24 protein-coding genes and 1 pseudogene are annotated in these 26500 nt (G+C 70.1%); 20 read left to right on the top strand and 5 right to left on the bottom strand.

The annotated features are described in order from the left end of the window. Positions 1 to 2: 2 nt before the first annotated feature. Positions 3 to 266: a hypothetical protein gene (locus JX005_RS13865; protein WP_214468147.1), complete on the bottom strand. Its 264-nt coding sequence runs from the start codon at positions 264 to 266 to the stop codon at positions 3 to 5. A 137-nt stretch (positions 267 to 403) separates the two neighbouring features. On the opposite strand from JX005_RS13865, the gene JX005_RS13860 reads away from it, so the two are divergent. The 10 genes from JX005_RS13860 (at position 404) to serA (ending at position 11282) form a co-directional block, all read left to right on the top strand. Next, positions 404 to 1837, top strand: a complete 1434-nt coding sequence (locus JX005_RS13860) for an alpha,alpha-trehalose-phosphate synthase (UDP-forming) (RefSeq protein WP_214468145.1) — start codon at positions 404 to 406, stop codon at positions 1835 to 1837. Then, entirely contained in the window at positions 1834 to 2628 is a 795-nt protein-coding gene (otsB, locus tag JX005_RS13855) for a trehalose-phosphatase (protein ID WP_214468143.1), read from the top strand. Before JX005_RS13860 ends, otsB begins: the two co-directional genes overlap by 4 nt. Before the next feature lie 9 nt (positions 2629 to 2637). Beyond that, positions 2638 to 4344 carry a dihydroxy-acid dehydratase gene (gene ilvD / locus JX005_RS13850; RefSeq protein WP_214468142.1) on the top strand — a complete coding sequence of 569 codons (1707 nt, stop codon included), beginning with the start codon at positions 2638 to 2640 and terminating at the stop codon, positions 4342 to 4344. Positions 4345 to 4387: 43 nt separating this feature from the next. Beyond that, positions 4388 to 6190 carry an acetolactate synthase large subunit gene (locus tag JX005_RS13845; RefSeq protein ID WP_214468140.1) on the top strand — a complete coding sequence of 601 codons (1803 nt, stop codon included), beginning with the start codon at positions 4388 to 4390 and terminating at the stop codon, positions 6188 to 6190. 3 nt (positions 6191 to 6193) lie between these two features. Continuing rightward, positions 6194 to 6703 (top strand): acetolactate synthase small subunit, encoded by a 510-nt coding sequence (gene ilvN, locus JX005_RS13840; protein ID WP_214468137.1) that lies wholly within the window; start codon positions 6194 to 6196, stop codon positions 6701 to 6703. 88 nt (positions 6704 to 6791) lie between these two features. After that, positions 6792 to 7817, top strand: a complete 1026-nt coding sequence (gene ilvC / locus JX005_RS13835) for a ketol-acid reductoisomerase (protein WP_214468135.1) — start codon at positions 6792 to 6794, stop codon at positions 7815 to 7817. Between the two features lie 233 nt (positions 7818 to 8050). After that, positions 8051 to 8512: a hypothetical protein gene (locus JX005_RS13830; protein WP_214468134.1), complete on the top strand. Its 462-nt coding sequence runs from the start codon at positions 8051 to 8053 to the stop codon at positions 8510 to 8512. Positions 8513 to 8623: 111 nt separating this feature from the next. Then, positions 8624 to 9166: a DNA polymerase III subunit gamma/tau gene (locus tag JX005_RS13825; protein ID WP_214468133.1), complete on the top strand. Its 543-nt coding sequence runs from the start codon at positions 8624 to 8626 to the stop codon at positions 9164 to 9166. After that, positions 9163 to 9528: a bacitracin resistance protein gene (locus JX005_RS13820; RefSeq protein ID WP_246533987.1), complete on the top strand. Its 366-nt coding sequence runs from the start codon at positions 9163 to 9165 to the stop codon at positions 9526 to 9528. The genes JX005_RS13825 and JX005_RS13820 overlap by 4 nt, the downstream gene beginning before the upstream one ends. 149 nt (positions 9529 to 9677) lie before the next feature. Then, on the top strand, positions 9678 to 11282 hold the full coding sequence (gene serA, locus JX005_RS13815) for a phosphoglycerate dehydrogenase (RefSeq protein ID WP_214468132.1): 1605 nt from the start codon (positions 9678 to 9680) through the stop codon (positions 11280 to 11282). Positions 11283 to 11300: 18 nt separating this feature from the next. Here the strand turns inward: serA and JX005_RS13810 are convergent, their stop codons facing one another. After that, positions 11301 to 11846: a TetR/AcrR family transcriptional regulator gene (locus tag JX005_RS13810; RefSeq protein WP_214468131.1), complete on the bottom strand. Its 546-nt coding sequence runs from the start codon at positions 11844 to 11846 to the stop codon at positions 11301 to 11303. A 75-nt stretch (positions 11847 to 11921) separates the two neighbouring features. Between JX005_RS13810 and JX005_RS13805 the strand changes: the two genes are divergently transcribed. The 9 genes and pseudogenes from JX005_RS13805 to JX005_RS13765 all read left to right on the top strand — a co-directional run. Continuing rightward, on the top strand, positions 11922 to 13466 hold the full coding sequence (locus JX005_RS13805; RefSeq protein WP_214468130.1) for an MFS transporter: 1545 nt from the start codon (positions 11922 to 11924) through the stop codon (positions 13464 to 13466). 37 nt (positions 13467 to 13503) lie between these two features. Continuing rightward, entirely contained in the window at positions 13504 to 14571 is a 1068-nt protein-coding gene (locus tag JX005_RS13800) for a 3-isopropylmalate dehydrogenase (RefSeq protein ID WP_214468129.1), read from the top strand. Between the two features lie 62 nt (positions 14572 to 14633). After that, positions 14634 to 15740 carry a branched-chain amino acid aminotransferase gene (locus tag JX005_RS13795; protein ID WP_214468128.1) on the top strand — a complete coding sequence of 369 codons (1107 nt, stop codon included), beginning with the start codon at positions 14634 to 14636 and terminating at the stop codon, positions 15738 to 15740. A 162-nt stretch (positions 15741 to 15902) separates the two neighbouring features. Further along, positions 15903 to 16670, top strand: coding sequence for a fumarylacetoacetate hydrolase family protein (locus tag JX005_RS13790; RefSeq protein ID WP_214468127.1), 768 nt, complete (start codon positions 15903 to 15905; stop codon positions 16668 to 16670). An 8-nt stretch (positions 16671 to 16678) separates the two neighbouring features. After that, positions 16679 to 17950: an MFS transporter gene (locus JX005_RS13785; protein ID WP_214468126.1), complete on the top strand. Its 1272-nt coding sequence runs from the start codon at positions 16679 to 16681 to the stop codon at positions 17948 to 17950. A 95-nt stretch (positions 17951 to 18045) separates the two neighbouring features. Beyond that, complete coding sequence (locus JX005_RS13780; RefSeq protein ID WP_214468125.1) at positions 18046 to 19173, top strand: 3-oxoacyl-[acyl-carrier-protein] synthase III C-terminal domain-containing protein; 1128 nt, start codon at positions 18046 to 18048, stop codon at positions 19171 to 19173. An 11-nt stretch (positions 19174 to 19184) separates the two neighbouring features. Further along, entirely contained in the window at positions 19185 to 19862 is a 678-nt protein-coding gene (locus tag JX005_RS13775; protein WP_214468124.1) for an iron-containing redox enzyme family protein, read from the top strand. Position 19863: 1 nt separating this feature from the next. Beyond that, positions 19864 to 20715, top strand: coding sequence for a DUF6999 family protein (locus JX005_RS13770; protein WP_214468123.1), 852 nt, complete (start codon positions 19864 to 19866; stop codon positions 20713 to 20715). Positions 20716 to 20731: 16 nt separating this feature from the next. After that, positions 20732 to 20980: pseudogene (locus JX005_RS13765) on the top strand (MerR family transcriptional regulator); the annotation flags it as partial. Positions 20981 to 21379: 399 nt separating this feature from the next. On the opposite strand, the gene JX005_RS13760 reads toward JX005_RS13765, so the two are convergent. Both JX005_RS13760 and JX005_RS13755 read right to left on the bottom strand, forming a co-directional pair. Then, positions 21380 to 21508, bottom strand: a complete 129-nt coding sequence (locus JX005_RS13760; RefSeq protein ID WP_307858595.1) for a hypothetical protein — start codon at positions 21506 to 21508, stop codon at positions 21380 to 21382. 22 nt (positions 21509 to 21530) lie between these two features. Further along, positions 21531 to 22601 carry an aminotransferase class V-fold PLP-dependent enzyme gene (locus JX005_RS13755; protein WP_214468121.1) on the bottom strand — a complete coding sequence of 357 codons (1071 nt, stop codon included), beginning with the start codon at positions 22599 to 22601 and terminating at the stop codon, positions 21531 to 21533. An 81-nt stretch (positions 22602 to 22682) separates the two neighbouring features. On the opposite strand from JX005_RS13755, the gene JX005_RS13750 reads away from it, so the two are divergent. Continuing rightward, positions 22683 to 23621: a LysR family transcriptional regulator gene (locus JX005_RS13750; RefSeq protein ID WP_246533986.1), complete on the top strand. Its 939-nt coding sequence runs from the start codon at positions 22683 to 22685 to the stop codon at positions 23619 to 23621. 54 nt (positions 23622 to 23675) lie between these two features. On the opposite strand, the gene JX005_RS13745 is transcribed toward JX005_RS13750, so the two are convergent. Then, on the bottom strand, positions 23676 to 26417 hold the full coding sequence (locus tag JX005_RS13745) for a cell wall-binding repeat-containing protein (protein WP_214468119.1): 2742 nt from the start codon (positions 26415 to 26417) through the stop codon (positions 23676 to 23678). Positions 26418 to 26500 lie beyond the last annotated feature (83 nt).

Here is a 26500-nt window from a genome sequence, read left to right as displayed (position 1 = left end):
CCTCAGCGGCGCTCGCGCCGCAGGCGGTTCTGCTGCAGCTTCTTCTCCTGGCCGTGCACGGGCGAGTCGGGCGCGATGGTCGCGCCGTGCGACGCACGGCGGATGTCGACGATCGCGCCGACCACGAGGGCGACGGAGATGGCCCAGCTCAGCCAGCCGAGCGCGGTCCGCCAAGTGAACGGAGCATCCTCCCGCATCCCCCGCAGGAGCGTGAGGCCTCCGGTGATGGCGGTCATGAGCCCTGTGCCGAAGAGGTACTTGCGCATGCGGCCACGCTATCGCGGCGCGCTGCCGGGCCGCGCCCCTTGACAGGGATCCCTCCGCACGTCAAGCGGGGAAGGCGGCCCCGGTGGGACCGATATCCTGAGGATGCCTCGTCCCCCAGCCACCGTCAGGAGCCCGAGTGACCCAGGCCGAACTCGTCGTCGTCGCCAACCGCCTTCCCGTCGACCGCGTGGCCGACGGCTCGGGAGAGCAGTCCTGGCGGCGTTCCCCCGGAGGCCTCGTCACGGCGCTCGAGCCGGTGATGCGGCGGGCCGACGGAGCGTGGGTCGGCTGGCCCGGGCAGCCGGGCATCGAGGTGGAGCCGTTCGAGTTCGAGGGCACGCACCTCGTGCCGGTGTCGCTCAGCGCGGAGGAGATCGAGCTCTACTACGAGGGCATGTCGAACGACACCTTCTGGCCGCTGTACCACGACGTGATCGCCGAGCCCCGCTACCGGCGCGTGTGGTGGGACGCCTATGTCAAGGTCAACCGGCGCTTCGCCGCGGCCGCGGCGGAGGTGGCTGCGCCCGGCGCCACCGTATGGGTGCAGGACTACCAGCTTCAGCTCGTGCCGCGCATGCTCCGCGAGGCGCGGCCCGACCTGGTGATCGGCTACTTCCACCACATCCCCTTCCCGGCATATGGCCTCTACTCGCAGCTTCCCTGGCGTCGCCAGGTGCTCGAGGGCCTGCTCGGTGCCGACGTGATCGGATTCCAGCGCGCGGCCGACGCCGGCAACTTCGCCCGGGCCGTCCGGCGTGCGCTGCGCTATCCCACGAAGGCGTCCGGGATCACCGTCCCGAACGATGACGGCACGACGCGCAACGCGCTGGCGAAGGCCTTTCCGATCTCGATCGACGCGGCGTCGTACGTCGAGCTCGCTCGTCGCCCCGAGATCCGTGCGCGTGCGGCCGAGATCCGCGAGGAGCTGGGCAACCCGAAGAAGATCCTGCTCGGCGTCGACCGGCTCGACTACACGAAGGGCATCCGACATCGCCTGAAGGCCTTCGGCGAACTGCTCGAGGACGGCAAGATCTCGGTCGAGGAGGTCACCCTCGTGCAGGTGGCGAGTCCCAGCCGAGAGCGCGTCGAGGCGTACGTGCAGCTGCGGGACGAGATCGAGCTGCGGGTGGGCCGCATCAACGGCGACTTCGACACGATGGGCCACACGGCCATCCGGTACCTGCACCAAGCCTACCCGCGCGAGGAGATGGTCGCGCTGTTCCTGGCGGCCGACGTGATGCTCGTCACCGCCCTGCGCGACGGGATGAACCTCGTCGCCAAGGAATACGTCGCGGCGCGCACCGACAACCGCGGGGTGCTCGTGCTGAGCGAGTTCGCGGGCGCCGCCGACGAGCTGTCGAGCGCCGTGCGCATCAACCCCCACGACATCGACGGAATGAAGGACGCCATCATGCGCTCGATCGAGATGCCCGCGGCCGAGCAGGGGCGGCGGATGCGCGCCCTGCGCCGGAAGGTGCTCGAGAACGACGTGGCGCGATGGTCGCAGTCGTTCCTCGCGGCCCTCGACGCCGCCGGCACGGCCAATCGCGCCATCCGGGAGACCGCATGAGCGCGGGCCGAGGCGACGACATCGCCACCGCGATCGCCGGGGTCGTGGCATCCGATCGCCTTCTGATCGCCCTGGACTTCGACGGCACGCTGGCGCCGCTGGAGGACGAGCCGATGGACGCCCGCATGCTGCCGGCCGCGCGGGAGGCCGTCGACGCGGCGGTCTCGGCGCCGGGCACGTCGGTGGCGCTCGTGTCGGGGCGCAGCCTGTCCGACCTGAGGATCATCGCCGAGCACCTCGACGACTCGCCGCTGCTGCTGGCCGGATCCCACGGCGCCGAGTTCTGGATCCCCGGCGAGGGCGTCGTGACCCATGACGACGATCCCGCCGACGCGGCGCTGCGCGACGCGCTGCGCGCGCACGCCGAGGAGGCGACCGCGAGCCTCGAGGGCGTGTGGATCGAGCCCAAGCGGTTCGGCTTCGGCGTGCACACGCGCAGGGCCGCCGCGGCGGACGCCGCCGAGGCGAACCGCCTGGTCGACGCGCTCGTCTCGGCAGAAGCCCCGCACTGGCGTCGCCGCACGGGGCACAACATCGTCGAGTACGCGTTCCGGCACGAGGGCAAGGACTCCGCGGTCGCGGAGCTGCGCGTGCGGACGGATGCCTCGGCCGTGCTCTTCGCGGGCGACGACGTGACCGACGAGGATGCACTCGAGAGCCTGGGGGAGTCCGACCTGGGCGTGCACGTCGGCACGCGGCCGACCGCCGCCACGCTGAGCGTCCCCGACATCGCGGCGATGGCCGACCTGCTGGCCGTCATCGCCGCAGAGCGGTCCGCCGCGCGGCAATAGACTCTGGTCATGCCCCAGCCTGACAACTCCATCGACATCAAGCCCCGCAGCCGGGTCGTCACCGACGGCATCGAAGCGACCACCTCGCGCGGAATGCTCCGCGCGGTCGGCATGGGCGACGAGGACTGGGACAAGCCTCAGATCGGCATCGCGTCGAGCTGGAACGAGATCACTCCGTGCAACCTCAGCCTCGACCGGCTGGCGCAGGGCGCGAAGGAGGGCGTGCACGCCGGTGGCGGCTATCCGCTGCAGTTCGGCACGATCTCCGTGTCCGACGGCATCTCGATGGGTCACGAGGGCATGCACTTCTCGCTGGTCTCCCGCGAGGTCATCGCCGACTCCGTCGAGACCGTCATGATGGCGGAGCGCCTCGACGGATCGGTGCTCCTCGCCGGGTGCGACAAGTCCATCCCGGGCATGCTGATGGCCTCCGCACGGCTCGACCTGTCGAGCGTCTTCCTGTACGCCGGATCGATCGCACCCGGCTGGGTGAAGCTCTCCGACGGCACCGAGAAGGACGTCACCATCATCGACTCGTTCGAGGCGGTGGGCGCCTGCCTCGCGGGCAAGATGAGCGAGGCCGACCTCAAGCGCATCGAGTGCGCGATCGCACCGGGCGAGGGCGCGTGCGGCGGCATGTACACCGCCAACACGATGGCGTCCGTCGCCGAGGCGCTCGGGCTGTCGCTGCCCGGCTCGGCCGCGCCGCCGTCGGCCGACCGCCGCCGCGACTACTTCGCCCACCGCTCCGGCGAGGCCGTGGTCAACCTGCTGCGCCAGGGCATCACGACGCGCGACATCCTCACCAAGGAGGCGTTCGAGAACGCGATCGCCCTCGCGATGGCGCTCGGCGGCTCGACGAACGTCGTGCTGCACCTCCTTGCGATCGCCCGCGAGGCGGACGTCGAGCTCAGCCTCCACGACTTCAACCGCATCGGCGACAAGGTGCCGCACGTGGCCGACATGAAGCCGTTCGGCAAGTACGTCATGAACGACGTCGACCGCCACGGCGGCATCCCCGTCATCATGAAGGCCATGCTCGACGAGGGCCTGCTGCACGGCGACGCCCTCACCGTGACCGGCAAGACGCTCGCCGAGAACCTCGCCGAACTCGACCCCGACCCGATCGACGGCACGGTCATCCACACGTTCGACGACCCGATCCACGCCACCGGCGGCATCACCATCCTGCACGGGTCGATGGCACCGGAGGGGGCGGTCGTCAAGACGGCCGGCTTCGACGCCGCCGTGTTCGAAGGCCCCGCTCGCGTGTTCGAGCGCGAGCGCGCCGCGATGGACGCGCTGGAGGCGGGCGCCATCGACAAGGGCGACGTCGTCGTCATCCGCTACGAGGGCCCCAAGGGCGGTCCCGGCATGCGCGAGATGCTCGCCATCACCGCCGCCATCAAGGGCGCGGGGCTCGGAAAAGATGTACTACTCTTGACGGACGGCAGATTCTCAGGCGGCACAACCGGCCTGTGCATCGGCCACATAGCACCCGAAGCGGTGGACGCAGGTCCGATCGCCTTCGTGCGCGATGGTGATCTGATACGGGTCGATATCGCGGCTCGCACTCTCGACCTACTCGTCGACGATGCAGAGCTCGACTCCCGCCGTTCTGGCTGGGAGCCTCTCCCTCCGCGCTATACCCGTGGCGTCCTAGCCAAGTACTCCCGTCTCGTGCGCTCTGCAGCAGAGGGCGCGACGACCGGCTGAGCCCGGCCACTGACATCCCTTCGACCGATCGAGGATCCTCATCATGCCCGCCGAAACCGCCGCGGCCGTTCCACGGCCTCCCGCTCGCACCGCCACCGCGCCCGTGCTCACGGGCGCCCAGGCGGTCGTCCGCTCGCTCGAGCTGCTCGGCGTCACCGACGTCTTCGGGCTGCCGGGCGGCGCCATCCTCCCCGTCTACGACCCGCTCATGGACTCGAGCGAGCTGCGCCACATCCTGGTCCGCCACGAGCAGGGTGCGGGTCACGCCGCCGAGGGCTACGCGAGCGCTTCCAACAAGGTCGGCGTCGCCATCGCCACGTCAGGCCCCGGTGCGACGAATCTCGTCACGGCCATCGCCGACGCGTACATGGACTCCGTGCCGATCGTGTGCATCACCGGCCAGGTCTTCTCGAACCTGATGGGGACGGACGCCTTCCAGGAGGCCGACATCGTGGGCATCACGATGCCGATCACGAAGCACTCGTTCCTCGTGAAGGACGCCTCCGAGATCCCCGGCGCCATCGCCGCCGCGTTCGAGATCGCCGGCACCGGTCGCCCCGGCCCGGTTCTCGTCGACATCACCAAGGACGCGCAGCAGGCCGAGGCGCCGTTCGTCTGGCCTCCGAAGATCGACCTCCCGGGCTACCGCCCGGTCACGAAGGCCCACGGCAAGCAGATCCAGGCGGCCGCGCAGCTGATCGCCGAGGCCAAGAAGCCCGTGCTCTACGTCGGCGGCGGGGTCATCCGCGCGCAGGCGTCCGCCGAGCTGCGGACGCTCGCCGAGACCACCGGCGCGCCGGTCGTGACGACCCTGATGGCGCGCGGCGCGTTCCCCGACTCGCACGCGCAGCACCTCGGCATGCCCGGAATGCACGGCACCGTCCCCGCGGTGCTCGCGCTGCAGGAGGCCGACCTGCTGGTGTCGCTCGGCGCGCGGTTCGACGATCGCGTCACGGGCAAGGCGGCGCTGTTCGCACCGAACGCGCAGGTCGTGCACGTCGACATCGATCCCGCTGAGATCTCGAAGATCCGCACCGCCGACGTGCCGATCGTGGGCGACCTGAAGGACGTGCTCGTCGACCTCGACGTCGCCTTCCGCTCCGCCGCGCAGGCGTCGAAGCCCGACATCGCCGAGTGGTGGTCGTTCCTCGACGGACTGCGCGACGAGTTCCCGCTCGGCTACACGCAGCCCTCGGACGGGCTCATGTCGCCGCAGTACGTCATCCAGCGCATCGGCGAGCTCACGGGCCCCGAGGGCGTGTACGCCGCAGGCGTCGGCCAGCACCAGATGTGGGCCGCGCAGTTCATCAAGTACGAGCGGCCCAATGCGTGGCTCAACTCGGGCGGAGCGGGAACGATGGGCTACTCGGTGCCCGCCGCGATGGGCGCCAAGGTCGCCCAGCCCGATCGCCCCGTGTGGGCGATCGACGGCGACGGCTGCTTCCAGATGACGAATCAGGAACTCGCGACCTGCGCCATCAACAACATCCCGATCAAGGTCGCGATCATCAACAACTCGTCGTTGGGCATGGTGCGCCAGTGGCAGACGCTGTTCTACGACGGCCGCTACTCGCACACCGATCTCAACACCGGGCACGACACGGTGCGCATCCCCGACTTCGTGAAGCTGGCGGAGGCGTACGGCTGTCTCGCGATCCGCGTCGAGAAGGAGGAGGACGTGGATGCCGCGATCCGCACCGCCCTCGAGACGAACGACCGCCCCGTGGTCATCGACTTCGTGGTGAGCGCCGACGCGATGGTGTGGCCGATGGTGCCGCAGGGCGTCAGCAACAGCTACGTCCAGTACGCGCGCGACCACGCGCCCGCCTTCGAGCAGGAGGACTGAGCCATGACCACGCACGTGCTGAGCCTCCTCGTCGAGGACAAGCCGGGTCTGCTGACGCGCGTCGCCGGGCTCTTCGCCCGTCGCGGCTTCAACATCGAGTCGCTCGCGGTGGGCGTGACCGAGGTTCCCGGACTCTCGCGCATCACCGTCGTCGTCGACGTCGACGAGCTTCCTCTCGAACAGGTGACCAAGCAGCTCAACAAGCTGGTGAACGTCATCAAGATCGTCGAGCTCGACGCCGGGGCATCCGTGCAGCGCGAGCACATGCTCGTCAAGGTGCGCGCCGACAACCAGACGCGGTCGAACGTGCTGGAGGTCGTCAACCTCTTCCGCGCGTCGATCGTCGACTACGCCACCGACGCGCTCGTCGTCGAGGTGACGGGCGACAAGGGCAAGGTCGAGGCGCTCCTGCGCGCCCTCGAGCCGTTCGGCATCAAGGAGCTCGCACAGTCCGGACTGCTGGCGATCGGCCGCGGCGGCAAGAGCATCACCGAACGCGTCCTGCGCGGCTGACAGACCATTTCGCATGCCGCTCCCGGTCGTTGAGCGAGCGAAGCGAGACGAAACGCAACGACCGGAATCACACAAGGAGACACACCCCATGGCTGAACTCTTCTACGACGCCGACGCCGACCTGTCGCTCATCCAGAGCAAGAAGGTCGCGATCGTCGGCTACGGCTCGCAGGGCCACGCGCACGCGCAGAACCTCCGCGACTCCGGCGTCGAGGTCGTCATCGCCCTCAAGGACGGCTCGAAGTCGACCGAGAAGGCGCAGGACGAGGGCTTCGAGGTCAAGTCCGTCGCCGACGCCGCCGAGTGGGCCGACGTCATCATGATCCTCGCGCCGGACCAGCACCAGCGCGGCATCTTCAACGACTCGATCAAGGACAAGCTCGTCCCGGGCAAGACGCTGGCCTTCGCGCACGGCTTCAACATCCGCTTCGGCTACATCCAGGCGCCCGAGGGCGTCGACGTGATCCTCGTCGCGCCGAAGGCGCCGGGCCACACGGTGCGCCGCGAGTACGTCGCCGGTCGCGGCATCCCCGACATCATCGCGGTGGAGCAGGATGCCTCCGGCACCGCGTGGGACCTCGCGAAGTCGTACGCCAAGGCCATCGGCGGAACGCGCGCCGGCGTCATCAAGACGACGTTCACCGAGGAGACCGAGACCGACCTCTTCGGCGAGCAGGCCGTGCTCTGCGGCGGCGTGTCGCAGCTCGTCCAGTACGGCTTCGAGACCCTCACCGAGGCGGGCTACCAGCCGCAGATCGCCTATTTCGAGGTGCTGCACGAGCTCAAGCTCATCGTCGACCTGATGTGGGAGGGCGGCATCGCCAAGCAGCGCTGGTCGGTCTCCGACACGGCCGAGTACGGCGACTACGTCTCGGGTCCGCGCGTGATCGACCCGCGCGTCAAGGAGAACATGCAGGCCGTCCTCGCCGACATCCAGTCGGGTGCATTCGCGCAGCGCTTCATCGACGACCAGGACAAGGGCGGCGTCGAGTTCCAGGAGCTGCGCGCCAAGGCGGCGCAGCACCCGATCGAAGAGGTCGGCAAGGACCTGCGCGGTCTGTTCGCCTGGAAGCAGCAGGACGAGGATTACGTGGAAGGCAGCGCCGCGCGCTGACCTGACGTCTTCGAGGGGTCGCGCCGCTCTCTGATCGAGGCGGCGCGGTCCCTCGACTTCCGCGCGCCCGGTACTCCGGAGCCGCGGTCCGGGCCGTTCCCCACGAGGGGACGGCCCTTTCTCCTTCGGAATCGCACCACGGGGGCCCGTCCTTTTGGTATCATCCCCGGCCGCACTCCGCTCTCTTATGGCAGCCGGAAGCCCGTCCGGCGGAACCGCAAGGGAGCCCCCAAATGAACACCATCACGCGCGGAGGTCGCGGCCGGAAGGTCGCCCTCACCGCTACGATCCTCGCGGTCGTCGGACTGGGACTGGCCGGATGCCAGACCGGTGTCGTCGACCCGAACCGCACCGAACAGGACGCGCCGCCGTCGGCAGCTCAGGTCGAACGATCGGCCGCCGCCGCACAGGCACGGTACGAAGGCCTGGCCGACTACTGGTCGGAGCGCGCTCAGGGCGCCGACGGAGTGCAGACCGCCATCGTCGCCGATGCGTCGCAGTCTCGGTACGAAGGACTGGCCGAGTACTGGGCTCGTCGCGCACAGCAGGCCGACACCTCGGTCCGCGTCCTGGCCGACCGTCTCGACACGCAGCGCGAGGCAGCGCAGGTGCGGGTGCTGGCCGACCGAGTCGACACGCAGCGCGAGGCCACGCAGGTCCGCGTCCTGGCCGACCGAGTCGACACGCATGAGTAGGCGTCGAACGCGACCGCCGCAGATCGAACGCTGAGGCTCCCGTCCTTCGGAACGGGAGCCTCATCGTTTGCGCTGGGGCCACCGCGTTCGGTGCACCGGTACGCTGAGGGCATGCCGGCCGGACGCGACGAAGACGCCCTCTCCTGGGGCGGTGACGACGACCCGACGCTCGATGTCGGCGCCGCCGACCGCGATGAGGCGACACCGACCGCCGAGACCGCGTCGCTGCCCGAGGGGTGGAGCGCCGTCGGGCGGGGGAGCGAGTCCGTTTCGGCCGCTGAAGCCGCCGAAGCCGACGCCGACGCCGGGGCCCAAGGCTCGATGGAGTCGGTGGCGCAGGGTGCGCCGGTGCGCGAGCCGATGGGCAACGCCGAGCTGATCACCTTGGGCGTCATCGGCGGGTTCTCGGTCCTGTACGCCGTCGGATGGCTGATCGGAGGCCTGCGGCTGCAGGGCACGGCGCAGTTCCTGGTGTCGTCCGTGGCTTACCAGATCAGCCTCTGGCTCGCCGTCCTCGCACCCGTGGTCTGGTTCGCCGCGGTGTACCTCCTGACCATCGGGTCGAAGACGTGGGTGCGATTCGCGTGGCTGGCCGCCGGCGTGGTGCTGCTCGTGCCGTGGCCCTTCATCATGGTGGGGGCGATCGGACGATGACCGACTCCGTGACGGATGCCGCGGCATCCGGTTCCTCCCCGTCGAAGCGGATGCCGACCTGGGTCGTCGTCGCGATCGCGGTGGTCTTCGGCCTCTTCTACGCCTACGCGGTGTGGAACGCCCTCGGCTTCCTGATCGCCCAGGCGAGCGGACCGCTCGGCCTCAACGGGTACGGCTGGTTCGTGCTGCTGCTGGCCGTCGTCTTCCCGCTCGCCGCCTTCGGGATCGCGTTCGCGCTCTCGTGGCGCCGGACGGCGTGGCAGTTCGCGCTCGTGCTGTTCACGGGCCTCTGCCTCGTCGCGGTGTTCTGGCTGAACGTGGTCGCGTACGCGGCCGTCTACGGCGCGTCGCTCCTCGGCTGACGCTCTGCGTCACACGGTCGGGGAACTCGTCGCCCCGCGATAGGCTGGCAGAGGCCTCGCCCCCGCTGGCGTGCGGCGCGGCATCCGCTCTGCCCTGCACTGACGGACGGCCTCTGCCCGTCGCGCACAGCCCCCAAAGGAACCATCCCGTGACGAAGCCTGTCGTTCTGATCGCCGAAGAGCTCTCTCCCGCCACGATCGACGCCCTGGGTCCGGACTTCGACGTGCGCAGCGTCGACGGCACCGACCGGCCTGCGCTCCTGTCGGCCCTCGCCGACGCGCATGCCGTGCTGATCCGGTCGGCGACCAAGATCGACGCGGAGGCCATCGCGGCCGCGCCCGTGCTCAAGGTGGTCGCCCGCGCGGGTGTCGGCCTCGACAACGTCGACATCAAGACGGCCACGACAGCCGGCGTGATGGTCGTGAACGCGCCGACCTCGAACATCATCTCGGCGGCCGAGCTGACCGTGGGTCACATCCTGAGCCTCGCCCGCCGCATCCCGGCCGCGCACGCGTCGCTGGCGCAGGGGCAGTGGAAGCGCAGCTCGTACACCGGCACCGAGCTCTTCGAGAAGACGGTCGGCATCATCGGTCTCGGCCGGATCGGCGCGCTCATCGCGGCCCGTCTGCAGGGCTTCGACATGCGCGTGGTCGCGTACGACCCGTACGTCACCAGCGCGCGTGCGCAGCAGCTCGGCGTGCAGCTGCTGAGCCTCGACGAGCTGCTCCAGCAGAGCGACTTCGTCACGATCCACATGCCCAAGACGCCCGAGACGACGGGCATGATCGGCGCCGAGCAGTTCAAGCTCATGAAGCCCTCCGCCGTCGTGGTGAACGTGGCACGCGGCGGACTCATCGACGAAGAGGCGCTGCACACCGCGCTCACGACCGGCGAGATCGCCGGCGCGGGGCTCGACGTCTTCACGTCCGAGCCCCCGGTCGAGGGCGGCACCGCTCACGCACTGCTCGACCTGCCCAACGTCGTCGTGACGCCCCACCTCGGCGCGTCGACCGAGGAGGCGCAGGAGAAGGCCGGCGTGTCCGTCGCCCGCTCGGTGCGACTGGCGCTCGGCGGCGAGCTCGTGCCCGACGCGGTCAACGTCGCCGGCGGCGTCATCGACCCCTACGTGCGCCCCGGCATTCCGCTCGTCGAGAAGCTCGGCCAGATCTTCGCCGCGCTGGCCCACTCGCCGCTCACGAGCCTCGACGTCGAGGTGCACGGCGAGCTCAACGACTACGACGTCAGCGTGCTGAAGCTCGCGGCGCTCAAGGGCGTCTTCACGAACATCGTCAGCGAGACGGTGTCGTACGTGAACGCCCCGCTGCTCGCCGACCAGCGCGGCGTCGAGGTGCGCCTCCTCGTCGACGACGACAGCCCCGAGTACCGCAACATCATCACGCTCCGCGGCGCCCTCTCCGACGGCTCGCAGCTGTCGGTCTCGGGCACGCTCACGGGGACGAAGCAGATCGAGAAGCTCGTAGGCATCAACGACTACGCGATCGAGCTGCCGATCGAGAAGCACCACGTCGTGATGATCTACACCGACCGTCCCGGCATCGTCGCGGTGTACGGCCAGAAGTTCGGCGAGGCCGGCATCAACATCGCAGGCATGCAGATCGCACGGCGCGAGGCCGGCGGCCAGGCGCTCTCGGTGCTCACGGTCGATTCGCCGGTGCCCGACGCGCTCCTCGACGAGGTGCGGTCCGACATCCAGGCCGACATCTTCCGCCAGATCGAGATCACCGAGTCCTGATCGGCGCCGCCGCGGCCGTCAGGCTCTGGCGGCCCGCTCGACCATCGCGATGAGGGCGTCCAGCGCGGCGCCGCGGGGGACCGGTCCCGGGATCGAGCCGCCCTCGAGCGCGTTGTTGAAGTACAGGCCGTCGCTGACCAGCATCACCAGGTCGAGCGCGGTGGCGTCCTTGGTGTGCGCGCGGAGGAGTTCCGCCCACTGATCGCGGATGTCGCGGAGCGCGGCGCGAGCCGGGGCGCTGCCCCCCTGGGCGAGGCGCGAGGCGGCCAGGATCGCGCGGTCGATCCGGTCGTTCTCCATGACCGACGTGCGCAGGAAGTAGGCGATCGGGCCTTCCGGTGCGGCGGCCATCGCGGCGACGTCGTCTTCGACCAGTGCATGGAGCCGCTCGAGGAGCGCCGCCTCGAGGGCATCCTTCGAGCCGAAGTGGTACAGCAGACCGCCCTTCGACACGCCCGCCGCCCGAGCGGTGGCGTCCATCGTCGCCGAGCGCTCGCCTTCGTCGATGAGGATCGCCTCGAACGCGTCGAGCACCTTGTCTCGGGCGAGGGGAGGGCGGCTCATGTGGTCGATGCTATCGACGGCGGACGCGGCATCCTGATACTATACCGGCTGGACGGTACAGAAACTGAGGAAGCCATGACCACCGCGACCCTGATCGAGCCCCGCGCCGACGCCGGACAGCGGGTCGGCTGGCGGGGCTGGCTCGCGCTCGTGGTGCTCATGCTCCCCGTGCTGCTCGTCTCGGTCGACAACACCGTGCTGAGCTTCGCGCTGCCCGCGATCGCGCTGGACCTCGAGCCGACGAGCGCGCAGCAGCTCTGGATCATCGACGCCTACCCGCTCGTCCTGGCTGGACTGCTCGTCACGATGGGCGTGCTGGGAGATCGCTTCGGACGGCGACGGATGCTGCTGATCGGCGCGACCGGGTTCGGCATCGTGTCCGCACTCGCGGCCTTCGCGCCCACCGCCGCGCTGCTCATCGCAGCGCGGGCGGGGATGGGCGTCTTCGGAGCGATGCTGATGCCGTCGACCCTGTCGCTGCTGCGCACGGTCTTCACGAACCGCGATCAGCGGCGCCTCGCGATCGCGATCTGGGCGGCCGGGTTCTCGGCCGGTGCCGCCCTCGGACCGGTGGTCGGAGGCATCCTGCTCGAGCACTTCTCGTGGGGGTCGGTGTTCCTCATGGCCGTTCCGGTGCTCGTGCCCCTGCTCGTGCTCGTTCCGCTGCTGGTGCCCGAGTCGCGCGACCCGCATCCCGGTCGCATCGACCCCGTGAGCATCGTGCTCTCGATGGCCGCGCTGGTGCCGATCGTCTACGCGATCAAGGAGTTCGCCGTCCACGGCATCGTCGGGCTCGCACCGGCGCTCTTCGGGGTCGGCGTGCTGTTCGCGGTGCTCTTCGTGCGCCGCCAGCTGCGGCTCGAGACGCCGATGCTCGACATGGCGCTGTTCCGCCGCGGCTCGTTCAGCGGTGCGATCCTCGTCAACCTGCTGAGCGTCATCGCCCTGGTCGGGTTCCTGTTCTTCGTCGCGCAGCACCTGCAGCTCATCGTGGGCCTGTCGCCTCTCGAGGCCGGGCTCGCGCTGGTTCCGGGTCTCGTCGCGATGATCGCCGCCGGGCTCCTCGTCGTGCCGCTCGCGAAGCGCTTCTCGTCACGTGTCATCGTGCCTGCGGGGCTCGCGGTGTCGGTGCTCGCCTACGTCACGATCGCCGTCACCGCGCAGGACGGCGAGGTCTGGGTGCTGTCGCTGGCCTTCGTCGCGCTGGGCATCGGCATCGGCATGGCCGAGACGGTCTCGAACGAGCTCATCCTCTCGAGCGCCCCGCCCGAGAAGGCCGGCGCCGCGAGCGCCGTGTCGGAGACCGCGTACGAGCTCGGCGCGGTACTCGGCACTGCGGTGCTCGGCGGACTGCTGACCGCGCTCTACCGCGGCAGCCTCGTCCTGCCGGACGGGGTTCCCGCGGAGGCGGCAGAGGCCGCGCGTGAGACCCTCGCCGGAGCGGTCGCCGCCGGACGCGAGCTGGACCCCGGGATGGCGCAGCAGCTGAGGGATGCCGCGGCCCACGCCTTCGACGCGGGCGTCGGCGTCACCGCGCTGATCGGCGCCGGCCTGATCGTGATCGCCGCCGTCATCGCGGCCACTACCCTGGAGAGGACCGCGTCCGCGTCCGAGCACTGAGCTCGGGAGCCCCGCCGGACGCCAGGCGAGGAGAGCAATGCCGCGCGTGCAGGACCCGAGCGTCGTGAAGCTGGCCGTCATCCCGGGCGACGGGATCGGACCCGAGGTGATCGCCGAGGCCGAGAAGGCGCTCGATGCGGCGACCGCGGGCAGCGGCATCCGATTCGAGAAGTCGCGCTTCTCGCTGGGAGCGGCGCGCTTCCTCGAGACCGGTGAGACGCTGACGGATGCCGATCTCGACGCCATCAAGCAGCACGACGCCATCCTGCTCGGCGCCGTCGGGGGAGTGCCGGGCGACCCGCGCCTGAAGGACGCCAACATCGAGCGCGGTCTGCTGCTGAAGCTGCGGTTCGAACTCGACCACTACGTCAACCTGCGTCCCTCCAAGCTCTATCCGGGCGTCCCCGGTCCGCTCGCCGAGGCCGGCGACATCGACTTCGTCGTCGTGCGCGAGGGCACCGAAGGGCCGTACGTCGGCAACGGCGGCTCGATCCGTCGCGGCACGCCGCACGAGGTGGCGAACGAGACGTCCGTGAACACCGCCTTCGGCGTGGAGCGGGTCGTGCGGTACGCGTTCGACCTGGCGGAGCGGCGCAGCAAGAGGGTCACGCTCGTTCACAAGACGAACGTGCTCGTGCACGCGGGCGGCATCTGGAAGCGCATCGTCGACGCCGTGTCGGCGGAGCACCCGGAGGTGGCCGTAGACTACCTGCACGTCGACGCGGCAACCATCTTCCTGGTCACGAACCCGGGCCGTTTCGACGTGATCGTCACCGACAACCTCTTCGGCGACATCCTCACGGACCTGGCCGGCGCCGTCACCGGTGGCATCGGTCTCGCCGCATCGGGCAACATCAACCCCGACGGCGCGTTCCCCTCGATGTTCGAGCCCGTGCACGGTTCGGCGCCCGACATCGCAGGTCAGCAGAAGGCCGACCCCACGGCCGCGATCCTGTCCACCGCTCTGCTGCTCGATCACCTCGGGCTGCGGGCGGAGTCCGACGCCGTCACCCGCGCGGTCGAGGCCGACATCGCGGACCGGGGCACGGCATCCCGCACCACGGCGCAGATCGGCGACTCCATCGCCGCCCGACTCCAGGCGTAACCTGGAACCGGCAGGCGCCACCACAACGCAGCGGAACGCTCCGCAGGAAAGCACAGGCCGTCATGACGCTCATCGACTCCGATCCCGACACCGGACTCGCCCCGCTCGAGTTCACCGTCAACCGCAATCTGCAGGCGAAGTCCGCCGAGCAGCGCGCCCAGATGCTCACCGACCCCGGCTTCGGCACCAGCTTCACCGACCACATGGTCGACATCTGCTGGTCGACCGGCGGCGGATGGCACCGCCCGCGCGTGCAGCCGTACGGCCCTCTGTCGCTCGACCCGGCCGCCGCGGTGCTGCACTACGGCCAGGAGATCTTCGAGGGCATCAAGGCCTACCGTCACACCGACGGCTCGATCCACACGTTCCGCCCCGACCAGAACGGGCGTCGCCTGCAGCGCTCGGCGCGCCGACTCGCCCTGCCCGAGCTGCCCGTCTCGTATTTCATCCAGTCGCTGCGCGAGCTCATCGCGGTCGACGGCGACTGGGTGCCCTCGGGCGCCGACCAGAGCCTCTACCTGCGTCCGTTCATGTTCGCGAAGGAGGCGTTCCTCGGCGTGCGCCCCGCGCACAAGGTCGGCTACTACGTGATCGCCTCGCCCGCGGGCGCGTACTTCACGGGCGGCGTGCGGCCGGTGTCGATCTGGCTGAGCGAGGACTACGCGCGGGCCGGCAAGGGCGGCACGGGTGCGGCCAAGACCGGCGGCAACTACGCCGCGTCGCTGCTGCCGCAGTCCGAGGCGTACGAGAACGAGTGCGACCAGGTCGTCTTCCTCGACCAGGACCGCAACGTCGAGGAGCTCGGCGGCATGAACGTCGTGTTCGTCTACAAGGACGGCACCATCGTCACCCCTCAGTCCGACTCGATCCTCGAGGGCATCACGCGCGACTCGATCCTGCAGCTCGCGATGGACCGCGGTCACAAGGTCGAGGGCCGCGCGGTCTCGTTCGACGAGTGGCGCCAGGGCGTGGCATCCGGCGACATCGTCGAGGTGTTCGCGTGCGGCACCGCCGCCGTCGTCACGCCGATCGGCGTCCTCAAGGGCAAGGACTTCGTCGACGAGCAGCCCATCGGCGAGCTGGCGCTCTCGCTGCGCGAGGAGCTCACCGACATCCAGTACGGCCGCCGCGAGGACAAGCACGGCTGGCTCCTGCGCCTCGACGCCTGACCTGTCCGCCCGCGTGAACCCCCGTTCTCGCGAGACCGCATCGGTGCACCGAAACCGCGGCCGGTAGCTGCACCCTCGGTGCACCGATGCGGTCTCGCGGATTTGGGTGGGGGCTTGGGCGAGGGGCGGGCGCGGGTCGGGGGAGGTGGCTAGGCTGATCCGGTGAGGATCGCGCGCTTCAGCCACAACGACGCCATCAGGTTCGGAATCGTCGACGAGGGCGAGCTGGTCGTCCTCGCGGGCGACCCGATGTTCGCGGGGTACGACACCACGGGAGAGCGCGTGCCGCTCGCCGATGTGGCGCTGCTCGCGCCGGTGATCCCGCGATCGAAGCTCGTGTGCGTCGGCCGCAACTACCGCGACCACGCCGCCGAGATGGGCAGCGACGTCCCCACAGCGCCGATGCTGTTCTTCAAGCCCAACACCTCGGTGGTCGGTCCCGGCGACGCGGTCGTGCTGCCGAAGGGCTCCGACTTCATCAGCTTCGAGGGCGAGCTGGCCGCGGTGATCGGCCGCATCGCGAAGAACGTCTCGGCCGAGAACGCGCTCGACTACGTCTTCGGCTACACGATCGGCAACGACCTCACCGCGCGCGACTGGCAGAAGTCCGATGGGCAGTGGGCACGCGCGAAGGGCTTCGACACGTCGTGTCCGCTCGGCCCCGCGATCGAGACCGACTTCGACGTGAACGGCTCGGCGGTGATCACCACCCGCCTGAACGGCGAGGTGCGCCAGCAGGGGCCGATCTCCGACATGATCTTCTCGCTGGCCGAGGTCATCGAGTACGCATCGGCGGCGTTCACGCTGCTTCCCGGTGACGTGATCCTCACGGGCACCCCCGCCGGCGTCGGCCAGATCTCGGCCGGCGACACCGTCGAGGTCGAGATCAGCGGCCTCGGGATCCTGCGCAACACCGCGCGCGACGCCTAGGAACAGCGGTGGCCGACTCGACGGATGCCGCGCTCGCGCCCGACCGCATCGCGTCGGCACAGCGGCGGACGGTGTGGGTGCTGTCGCTCGGCCAGGTCCTCGGCGGGCTCGCGTTCGGGGCGACTCTCTCGCTCGGAGCGGTCCTCGCGGCCGAGGTCTCCGGCGACGACGCGTTCGCCGGGCTCGCCACGGCGGCCATCACGCTCGGCACGGCCGCCTTCGCCGTGCCCATGGCGGCCTTCGCCCGGCGCAGCGGTCGACGCCCGTCCCTCGCCACAGGCATGGCCATCGCCCTGATCGGCGTCGTGTCGGTCGTGGTCGCGGTGGCGCTCGGCTCCTTCCCGCTCCTCCTCGTGAGCTTCGGACTCATCGGCGCGGGCCAGGCCGCGAACCTTCAGACCCGCTTCGCGGCGGTCGACCTGGCGACTGACGCCACCCGCGGCCGCGACCTGTCGCTCGTCGTCTGGGCGACGACGATCGGGGCCGTGCTCGGCCCGAACCTCATCGAACCGGGTGAGGTGCTCGGACGGGCGGTCGGCATGCCCGAGCTCACGGGCGCCTACCTCATCGCCGTGGCGGCGCAGTTGCTGGCCATCACGCTGTACCTCGTCGCATTGCGGCCCGATCCGCTCAAGCTCGCACAGCGCGTGGTGGCTTCGGAGGCCCGGTCGAGCACGCCCCGCATCGCCAAGGCGGATCAGCCCAGGGTGGCCCGTTACGCGATCTTCGCGGTCGCCGCAGCCCACGGCGTCATGGTCTCGGTCATGGCCATGACCCCGGTGCATCTGCTTCACCATGGCGCCTCACTGTCCGTCATCGGGCTGACCATCAGCCTGCACGTCGCGGGCATGTTCGCGCTGTCGCCGGTGTTCGGCATCCTTGCCGACCGCCTCGGCCGCCTCCCGACGATCATGATCGGCCAGGTGCTGCTCGTGGCGGCGCTCGTGACGGCGTCGTTCGGCGCGGAGTCGACGACATCCGTGACGGTCGCGCTCGTGCTGCTCGGTCTCGGGTGGAGTGCGACGACCGTGTCGGGGTCGGCGCTGCTCACCGAGGCGTCGTCCGAGGTGCAGCGCACGCGCCGTCAGGGACTCAGCGACCTCACGATGAGCCTCGTCGGGGCGACCGGGGCGATCCTCGCCGGCCTGGTGCTGTCGTGGATCGGCTATGGCGGGCTCGCCCTCGTCGTCGGCGTCGCCGTCATCGCCACCGTCCTGCTCGCGCCCTTCGGGCGGAGGGTGCCGACGCCCGCTGCCGAGTCGGCGCAATCCAGCCCGTGATCCGCTTCTCCGCATATTCGCGAAACGGAATGCAGTTTTGTGACCTCGCCACAACGTTCCCGAACACACGCGTGAGCGTGCTCTAGCGTCGCCCCATGGGCACGACGGCGTCTGCGTATCTCACCGGCTTCGGCCGCTACCTCCCCGGCGAGCCGGTCGGCAACGGCGGGATCGTCGACCGCCTCGGCGGCGACGACGCCGTCACCGAGCGCATCCGGCGCCGTGTCCTTGCCGCGAACGGCATCCGCTCGCGCCACTACGCACTCGACGAGAACGGCGACCCGACCGAGCTGAACGAGGAGCTCGCCGTGAAGGCGCTGCGCGCCGCGCTCGAGGATCGGGGGATGGATGCCGCAGACCTGCGCATGCTCGCCACGGCGACGACGATGGGCGATGTGCTCGTCCCGGGGTTCGCGTCCATGGTCCACGGGCGACTGGGCGGCGGGCCGATGCAGCTGCTCTCGGCGTCCGGCGTCTGCGCGTCGAGCCTTGCCGCGCTCGACGCAGCCGTGAGCAAGGTGCGTCTGGGCGATCACCCGCGGGTGGCCGTGGTCGGCTCCGAGCTGCCGAGCCGGAGTCTGCGCCAGGCGCGCTTCGACGGCATCCGCTCCGGCATGGACTCGCACTTCCTGCGGTGGATGCTGTCGGACGGCGCCGGCGCCGTCGTCGTCGAGTTCCAGCCGCACCCCAGCCGTCCCTCGCTGCGGGTGGACTGGGTGCGGCATGTCTCGCTTGCGCACGAGCACGACGTCTGCATGCGGGCGGGGATGGACGGCATCGATCCGGTCGTCGGCCGGACCTGGCAGGACGTCTCCGTCGACCAGGCCGACGCCGCCGGCATGTTCCTCCTGCGCCAGGACGTCCGAGTGCTCGACGAGCTCGCGGACGCCGGCCTCGCCCAGTTCGAGGAGCTCGTCGACATCGGGCTGGTCGACGTGCACCATCTCGACCACGTGCTGTGCCACTACAGCACCAACATGTTCCGCGACCTCGCGTTCGAAGGCCTGCGGCGGCGGATCCCCACGCTCGACACCTCCCGGTGGTTCTCGAACCTCGAGACCTGCGGCAACACCGGCGCCGCGAGCATCTTCATCGCGCTCGAGGAGGCCTGGCGCACCGGACGGTTCGCGCCGGGGGAGACCATTCTGCTCGCCGTTCCGGAGTCCGGCCGCTTCGCCTTCGCCTTCGCCCATCTCACCGTGGTCGCCCCGACCGCACCCTAAGGAGCACCGACATGACGACAGAAACGCTCACCGTTGCCGCCACGCTCGCCGACCGGCTCGCTTCGGTGTGGGACGAGTTCGAGGCACGCCTCTCCGACGTTCCCGTCCTGCGACGGCTCGCCGACGGCACAGTGACGATCGAGGACTATCGCCGACTGCTGTTCAACCTGCGTCAGCAGGTCGTGGACGGATCGCCGTGGATCTCGCGTGCCGCCGCGAGCTTCGACATCGCCTACTTCGAGCTGCGCTCGGCGGCGATCCGCCACGCCGAGGAGGAGCATCGCGACTACCTCATGATCGAGCGCGACTACGTCGCGGTGGGCGGCTCGCTGGCCGACCTCCGCGCCGGGCGGAAGAACCTCGGGTCCGAAGCTCTGTCGGGCTACATGTTCCACTACGCCGACCGGCCGAATCCGGTCGGGCTGCTCGGCGCGATGTTCATCATCGAGGGGCTCGGGGCGCGACGCGCCGCCGGATGGGCGGCGCGGTTCCAGGAGGTCCTCGGACTCGCCGACAGCCAGGTGCGTTTCATGACCTACCACCAGGATGCCGATGCCGAGCACACCGGCAACCTCGAGGCGATCCTCACCTCGGGTGACATCGACGCGGAGGCGGCCGACGAGATCGTGCGCTGCGCCGAGGTCGTCGCGCGGCTGTACGCGCTCCAGCTCGAGGAACTGGATCGCTGACGTGGCGGAGTTCGTGCGCTCGGATCCGAGCATGTGGGAGGCGATCTACGCCGATCCGTCGATCCCGCTCGATCGGGCGGTCGTGCGGCAGATCATCGACGACCAGCGCCGGCTGTCGCGGCGCTGGCTCTATCCGGTGGTGCGGATCCTCTCGCGCCTCGTCGTGGCGCTGGTCTCCATCGTGAAACGGGTGCTCCCCTTCCGGTGGATGCCGCTGTCGACGATGGACCGGCTCTGCGTCTGGTTCCTGCGGCACTTCGTCTCGCCGGACGCAGTCGACCTCCTGATCCGGCACTTCGTCGTCGAGACGAACCTGGTCAACTTCATCATCCGCAACACCGCGATCGACATGGAGCCGGTCACCCTGCGCCCCGAGACCCTCGCGGGCCTGGGCGACAATGCGGTGGTCGAGCACGATGTCAACGTCTACGACCTGCTCATCGCGCTCGACCCGGTGCCGCTGACACGGCCCGAGACGCTCGACTTCTCGCAGCTGGACATCCCGCCGCTCGACGCCGAGCGTCATCGTCGCCGGCTGCTGCGGCTCGACATCCAGACGGCGCTCTGCTTCATGAACATCCCGTTCTCGATGGCGCTCACGGTCGAGGAGTATCGCCGCGCGGTGCACTCGATCCGCTTCGACGACTCGTTCCTCGAGATCCTCGCGCTCGTGTGCGACGACGACACGTTCCGGCACTGGAAGGTGGGCGGACTGAGCCTCTGGATGGACTCGAACGTCGACGTCCCCCAGATGGTGTACCGGCACGCGCTGGTGTGCGAGTACGCGCACGCGCGCCTGGTCAAGCTCGCCGGTGGCGCCTATCCGCGCCAGACACCGGTCGACTTCGACTGACACTGCGGGTGCGCGGCTAGATCAGCTGCGTGCCGCGGGCATCCGCGATCTCGCCGGAACCACCCTCATGAGCGACGGCGCGTCCGTCTACCTGTGCACGTCGAACGACGAGGTCATCGACGTCGTCAGCCGCGGTCAGGGCGTCTTCGGCATCGCCGTCGGCAAGGTGCTTCGCGAGGTCGAGACCGAGCTCGTGGCGTTCGAGGCGCAGGCGCCCGAGACGCTCGACGAGCTCGCGGTCCGCCGCGCCGCCCCCACGGCCTGAGGCCCTTCACAGGGGAGGCAACCCGGGTCGTTGAGCGAGCGGAGCGAGACGAAACGCGTCGCACCGACGGGGGTCCTCGCGGGTTCGAGGCGTTTCGTCTCGTCGCTTCGCTCCTCGCTCAACGACCCGTGGGGGAGGCGACGCGCCGGGGCTCTTTGCGGGTTCGAGGCGTTTCGTCTCGTCGCTTCGCTCCTCGCTCAACGAGCCGTGGGCGAGGCGACGCCCCGGTTCGTGAGGCCGCGTACCGTTCTCAGGATCGATGGACAGCCCCCGCGCTCGCAGCACCGGATTTCCGCGGCGGGGGTCGTCCCGGGTGTCGACTCGTCCTGAGAACGGCACCGCGGCCCCGGGGCTCTTCGCTCAATCACCTGTGGGGAAAGCGCTCCGGGCGGGGCGACCTCAGACCTGGTGCGAGAGCACCCTGGAGCGCGCGAACGCCTGCTCGAGTTCGGCGATGAGATCGTCGGGGCTCTCGAGCCCGATCGACAGGCGCACCAGCGCGTCCGACGGCTTGGCCTCCGACTGCACCGGGCGAGTCGACGCTGCCGACTCAACGGCCGAGTGCGCGCAGCGCCAGAAACACGTCATCCTCGTCGTTGAAGACGTGGAAGGCCACGCGTGCGCGTCCCGCGCGACCCGAGGCGGTCACCCCAGCGGCGGTGAGGGCGGCGAGATCGGCACCGTCGGCATCCGCCCACGTCACGATCGCGCTCTCGCGTCGGGGCGCCTTCAGTCCCATACCCTCACGGAACCGACGAGCGAGTCCGGTCGTGTGCGCGTGCAGGACGCCCGCGTCCAGCGACGCGAACAGCGCGAGCGCGGGCTCGGCGCCGACGAAGGCCTGCCAGGCGGGGGAGACGTCGAACCGGGTCGCGTCCGGAGCCAGGTCGACCTCGCGCCCGTAGCAGGACGACCACGGATCGGACCCGGCATACCACCCGGCGTAGAGGGCCGGCATGTCGCGCTGCAGCGCCGGCGAGACGGTGAGGAAGGAGACGCCGCGCGGCGCGCACAGCCACTTGTACGCGTGGCAGATGACCGCATCGAATCGGGATGCCTCGACCGGCAGCCATCCGACCGCCTGCGTCGCATCGCACAGCGTGCGTGCATCGTGCGCAGTCGCCGCGGCGAGGATCGCCTCGGCATCGGCGACTTCACCGGTGGCCGACTGGACGAGCGAGAAGACGACGAGAGCCGTGTCGGTGCCGACCGCGTCGGCGAGGCGGCTCAGGGGAGCGGTGCGCACGCGCAGCCCGCGGCCCGAATGGACGAACGGAAGCACGATCGACGAGAAGTCGCCGTCGGCGATGAGCACCTCGCCGCCGTCGGGGAGTGATGCCGCCACGAGCGCCGCCGCGACGGACGCCTGCGAGCCGATGGCCACCCGGTCGGAGCCGACGCCGACGAGCGCCGCGAAGTGATCCCGCGTGCGTTCGACCGCGGCGGAGTAAGCCTTCGGATCGGGACGACCCGCGGCCGCGGCATCCAGGTCGGCGATGACCGCCGCTCGACCGGCGCGAGTCGGAAGGCCCACCGTGCAGGCGGCGAGGTAGCCGCGGCCGCCGGTGAACTCGGCTCGGGCCGCGTAGATCGCGGGGTGCGGGGCGGCGAGAGTGGACATGGACCCAGCCTGACCGTCGCCGACGCATTCGTCTACGGGAGGTGATGCATGCGAATCATGTCGCTTCGTTATGATTCCGGCATGAGCGCGTTCGACGATCCCGACCTCGACCCGCAGGTGCTTCGTGTGGTGAAGGCCGTCGCGGATGCCGGGTCCATCACCGGCGCCGCGGCGGCGCTCGGCTACAGCCAGCCGGCGATCAGCCAGCAGCTGAAGCGGCTCGAACGGCGGCTCGGGGTTCCGCTGGTCGAGCGGGTCGGCCGCAGCGTCCGCCTCACCGAGGCGGGCCGCATCCTCGCGCGCCACGCGCCGGCGGTGACGACGGCGCTGGATGCCGCGGCCGGCGAACTCGCGGAGCTTCGAGGTCTGCGCGCAGGGCGCGTGCGGCTGGTGGGCTTTCCGTCCGCATCGCCCACAATCGTGCCGCGCCTTCTCGCCGAGCTCGAGGCGGGCCACGCCGGCGTCACCGTCACGTACCTCGAGGCGGAGCCGCCGGAGGCGGTCGTGGCGGTACGCGAGGACCGTGCCGACATCGCGCTGACCTTCAGCTATCCCGGCGACCGCGACGACCCGCACGGACCGAGTGCCCGCGGTCTCTCGGTCCGCACCGTCGGCACGGACGACCTCCTGGCGGTGCTGCCGGCGGGTCACCGCGAGGCGGGCACCGCGGTGGTCGACGTCGCCGGACTCGCGGGGGAGAGATGGATCGCCGGCTGCCCCCGCTGCCGTGGACATCTGCTGGAGCTCTGCGCACGCGCCGGGTTCGAGCCGCACATCGCGTTCGAGACCGACAATTTCGTCGCGGTCGAGGGCCTCGTGGCGCAGGGGATCGGCGTCGCCACCCTGCCGCGCATGGCCGTGGCATCCTTCCCCCAACTGCCGGGCGTGGTGACGCTGCCGCTCCCGCCGACCGAGTCCCGCACGATCCACGTCGTGACGGCGCACGGCGCCGAGCGAGTGCCTGCCGTCCGTGCGGTGCTCGCCGGAATCGAGCATGTGCTGGAGCGGATGTCGGAGTGACGACCGGCGGCCGGACCCTTTGCGGGACCGGCCGCCGTGACGGATGACCTGCCGCTAGGGTGCCGGCGCCGGTGCGATCTCGGTCACGCGGTCCGTCGCCGGTGCCGTCAGGCCCGGGTTCGCTCCGAAGAACTCCACCAGGTTGGCGAGATCCTCGGGACCACCGACGAGGTTCATGCCACCGGTGAACGCCGTGAAGCTGTCACCGCCTTCCGCGAGGAAGCTCAGCGTGGCCACACGGTAGGTCGCCGCCGGGTCGAGCGGCGTGCCGTTGAACATCAGATCACTGATCTGCTCGCCCTCCGGGGCTGACTTGTCCCACGAATAGGTCAGCCCTCCCGACGTCGCCAGATGCAGGAACTGCCGGCTGCGCGCCGGGACGTACTGCTGCTCCAGCACGTCCTTGATCTGCTGCCCCGTGAGGTCGAGTGTCACCGTGATGTTTCCGAACGGAGCCACGGCGAATGCTTCGGCATAGGTGATCTCGCCAGGCTGCTCATCGTGCGACTGGGCGTTGAACAGGAGACTGGCCCGGATGCCCCCGATGTTCATGAACGCGATCTGCGCTCCGCCGTCCTCGGGAGCCGAGGTGCCCGCCAGGATCGCGTCCGCAATGAGGTTGCCCAGGGGCGTCTCGATTCCGCGGTCACCGCTCGAGTCTCCGGTGATGTCCTCGGCGACGCTTCCGACGACCTCACCACCGACGACGTCACTGAGTGCGGCCCACTTGTCGATGATCGCCGTCGCCGCGGGGTCGGCCGCCGTGCGGAGCACGAGGTTGTTCTCGGACGACACCCGGTCCCGGACGACATCCCCCGTGGTCTGGCTCAGCACCAGGCTGGTGTCGGTCACGACACGCCCGTACTGGTTCGCGCTCGTGACGTAGCGGCTGTTGCCGTCGGGGTCGGGAATGTCGCAGATGTACGGCATGTGGGTGTGGCCGGTGACCATCATGTCGATGGCCGGATCGAGCCCCTCGGCAATCGCGACGATGGGGCCGGAGATGCCTTCGCACCCGTTGTACGAACCCGTCTGGAAGCCGCCTTCGTGCAGGAGCACGACGATCGCCTCGACGCCCGCCGTCTGCAGCTCGGCCGCGGCGGCGTTCGCCGTCACGATCTCGTCCAGGAACTCCACCGAGGCGACGCCGCCGGGCGCCACGAGTGTCGGAGTCGCTTCCAAGGTCATCCCGATGAATCCCACCTGGATGCCGCCGAGTTCACGCACCGCTGTGCCGGGCAGAAGGGTGCCGCCGCCGACGCGGTTGACCACGTTGGCTGCCAGCCACGAGAAGTCCGCGCCCGCGTACGGCTCGTTGGGGAAGAAGCATCCCTTCTCGGGGTGGCACCCGCCGTTCTGCATGCGGAGGAGCTCTTCGGTCCCCTCGTCGAACTCGTGGTTGCCCACGCTGGACACATCGAGTCCGATGTGGTTGAGGCTTTCCACCGACGGCTCGTCCTGGAACAGCCCCGACAGGAACGGCGAACCGCCGATCAGATCGCCCGCCGCGACGGTGATCGTCCGGTCGGCGAGCGACGTGGTCCGCAGACCCGCGAGGGTCGTCGAGAGGTACTCCACGCCGCCGACGAGGTTCTGGTCGGGATCCTGGGCCGGGGTGAGCACGGCGCCCTCCATGGCTTCGAGGTGGCCGTGGTAGTCGTTGAACGACAGGATCTGGGCGACAGTCTCGTCGAACCACCGCGGCTGCTGCGCGTTCACAGCGCTCTGCACGGCCTGGCTGACCGCGCCGGTGCCACCGAGGATGCTGATGCCCTGCGGCGACAGTCGATCGAGCGCCGCGCTGGTCGACGGCGGCAGTGATGTGCTCTTCGTCAGCAGGAGCGGTGCTCCGAGGTGTCCCGCCAAGGCGCCGCCGGCGAGAGCGTCGGGGAAGGTCTGTCCGGTGGCGAGCAGCGGTGAGCTGTCGCGCTCGTACGCTTGCGCGATCGCGGCGGCCGTCTCATAACGGTCGGCGCCGCCGATACGCGTCGTGTCGGGCACGATCGCGGTGATGGCGGAGACGACCGCGTTGCTGACCGCGCCGGGACCACCGAGGACGACCACTGTGCGGGGTGCGAGCGACCGCAGCGCGGCGGCGGTCACAGCGGGAAGCGCTGTGCTCCGTGTGAGCAGGATCGGCGCCTGCGCCCGCGCGGCCGCGGCGCTGCCGGCGAGCGCGTCGGGGAAGGTCTCGCCCGTCGCGACGAACAGGATCGGAAGGTTCTTCGGGAACTTCGCGGCGACCAGTGCCGAGGTCTCGTAGCGATCCGCACCGCCGATCCGCTCGACGGTGCCGTAGGCCGAGAGCTGGCGAGCGACGCTTCGCGAGACCGCGCCCTCGCCGCCGATGATGCGGATCGTCGTGGGCGCGAGGGTCCACAGTGCCGCCGCCGTGGCCGACGGCACCGAGTTCTGCTGCGTCAGAAGCGTCGGTGCTCCGCCGCCGCCGGCGTGGGACGCCGGCCACAGCCCACCGGGCAGAACGTCCTCGGTCGGGACCGACGAGGGCGGGAGCTGCGCACTGAGCGCGTCCGGGAACGCGGTGCCCGACGCGACGTGCACGACGTCGGCCGCGCCGAACTCGAGGGAGATGCGCGCCGCCGTCTCGTAGCGGTCGGGACCGGAGATCCTCACCGCCGACTCCCCGTCGGCGATGAGCTTCTGAACGGGCGGCGGCGCGGGCTCGACAGCCGCCATCGCCGGTTGAGCGACGGCGAGTCCAAGCGGAACGGTGAGCGCCAGTGCCGCCGTCGCACCGATGGTGCCACGGCGCAGACGCGCGAGAACTGAGGTCACGTTCGACTCCTTCGTCGATTGGCCGTCGGCCGGGCCGGGTGACACAGCCGGTTGATGGCGAGGTTAGCCCGAGGGCTTCGGAA

The sequence above is a fragment of the Microbacterium flavescens genome, from assembly GCF_018588945.1.
Classification (GTDB): domain Bacteria; phylum Actinomycetota; class Actinomycetes; order Actinomycetales; family Microbacteriaceae; genus Microbacterium; species Microbacterium flavescens.
The sequence above is the reverse complement of the archived record's forward strand: the minus strand, read 5'-3'. Positions and strand labels throughout refer to the sequence as shown.

Excerpts from the sequence above, each read along its gene's own strand:
- JX005_RS13865 (WP_214468147.1), bottom strand. The coding sequence starts at position 266 with ATGCGCAAGTACCTCTTCGGCACAGGGCTCATGACCGCCATCACCGGA.
- otsB (WP_214468143.1), top strand. The coding sequence starts at position 1,834 with ATGAGCGCGGGCCGAGGCGACGACATCGCCACCGCGATCGCCGGGGTC.
- ilvD (WP_214468142.1), top strand. The coding sequence starts at position 2,638 with ATGCCCCAGCCTGACAACTCCATCGACATCAAGCCCCGCAGCCGGGTC.
- JX005_RS13845 (WP_214468140.1), top strand. The coding sequence starts at position 4,388 with ATGCCCGCCGAAACCGCCGCGGCCGTTCCACGGCCTCCCGCTCGCACC.
- ilvN (WP_214468137.1), top strand. The coding sequence starts at position 6,194 with ATGACCACGCACGTGCTGAGCCTCCTCGTCGAGGACAAGCCGGGTCTG.
- ilvC (WP_214468135.1), top strand. The coding sequence starts at position 6,792 with ATGGCTGAACTCTTCTACGACGCCGACGCCGACCTGTCGCTCATCCAG.
- JX005_RS13830 (WP_214468134.1), top strand. The coding sequence starts at position 8,051 with ATGAACACCATCACGCGCGGAGGTCGCGGCCGGAAGGTCGCCCTCACC.
- JX005_RS13825 (WP_214468133.1), top strand. The coding sequence starts at position 8,624 with ATGCCGGCCGGACGCGACGAAGACGCCCTCTCCTGGGGCGGTGACGAC.
- JX005_RS13820 (WP_246533987.1), top strand. The coding sequence starts at position 9,163 with ATGACCGACTCCGTGACGGATGCCGCGGCATCCGGTTCCTCCCCGTCG.
- JX005_RS13810 (WP_214468131.1), bottom strand. The coding sequence starts at position 11,846 with ATGAGCCGCCCTCCCCTCGCCCGAGACAAGGTGCTCGACGCGTTCGAG.
- JX005_RS13805 (WP_214468130.1), top strand. The coding sequence starts at position 11,922 with ATGACCACCGCGACCCTGATCGAGCCCCGCGCCGACGCCGGACAGCGG.
- JX005_RS13800 (WP_214468129.1), top strand. The coding sequence starts at position 13,504 with ATGCCGCGCGTGCAGGACCCGAGCGTCGTGAAGCTGGCCGTCATCCCG.
- JX005_RS13795 (WP_214468128.1), top strand. The coding sequence starts at position 14,634 with ATGACGCTCATCGACTCCGATCCCGACACCGGACTCGCCCCGCTCGAG.
- JX005_RS13780 (WP_214468125.1), top strand. The coding sequence starts at position 18,046 with ATGGGCACGACGGCGTCTGCGTATCTCACCGGCTTCGGCCGCTACCTC.
- JX005_RS13775 (WP_214468124.1), top strand. The coding sequence starts at position 19,185 with ATGACGACAGAAACGCTCACCGTTGCCGCCACGCTCGCCGACCGGCTC.
- JX005_RS13755 (WP_214468121.1), bottom strand. The coding sequence starts at position 22,601 with ATGTCCACTCTCGCCGCCCCGCACCCCGCGATCTACGCGGCCCGAGCC.
- JX005_RS13750 (WP_246533986.1), top strand. The coding sequence starts at position 22,683 with ATGAGCGCGTTCGACGATCCCGACCTCGACCCGCAGGTGCTTCGTGTG.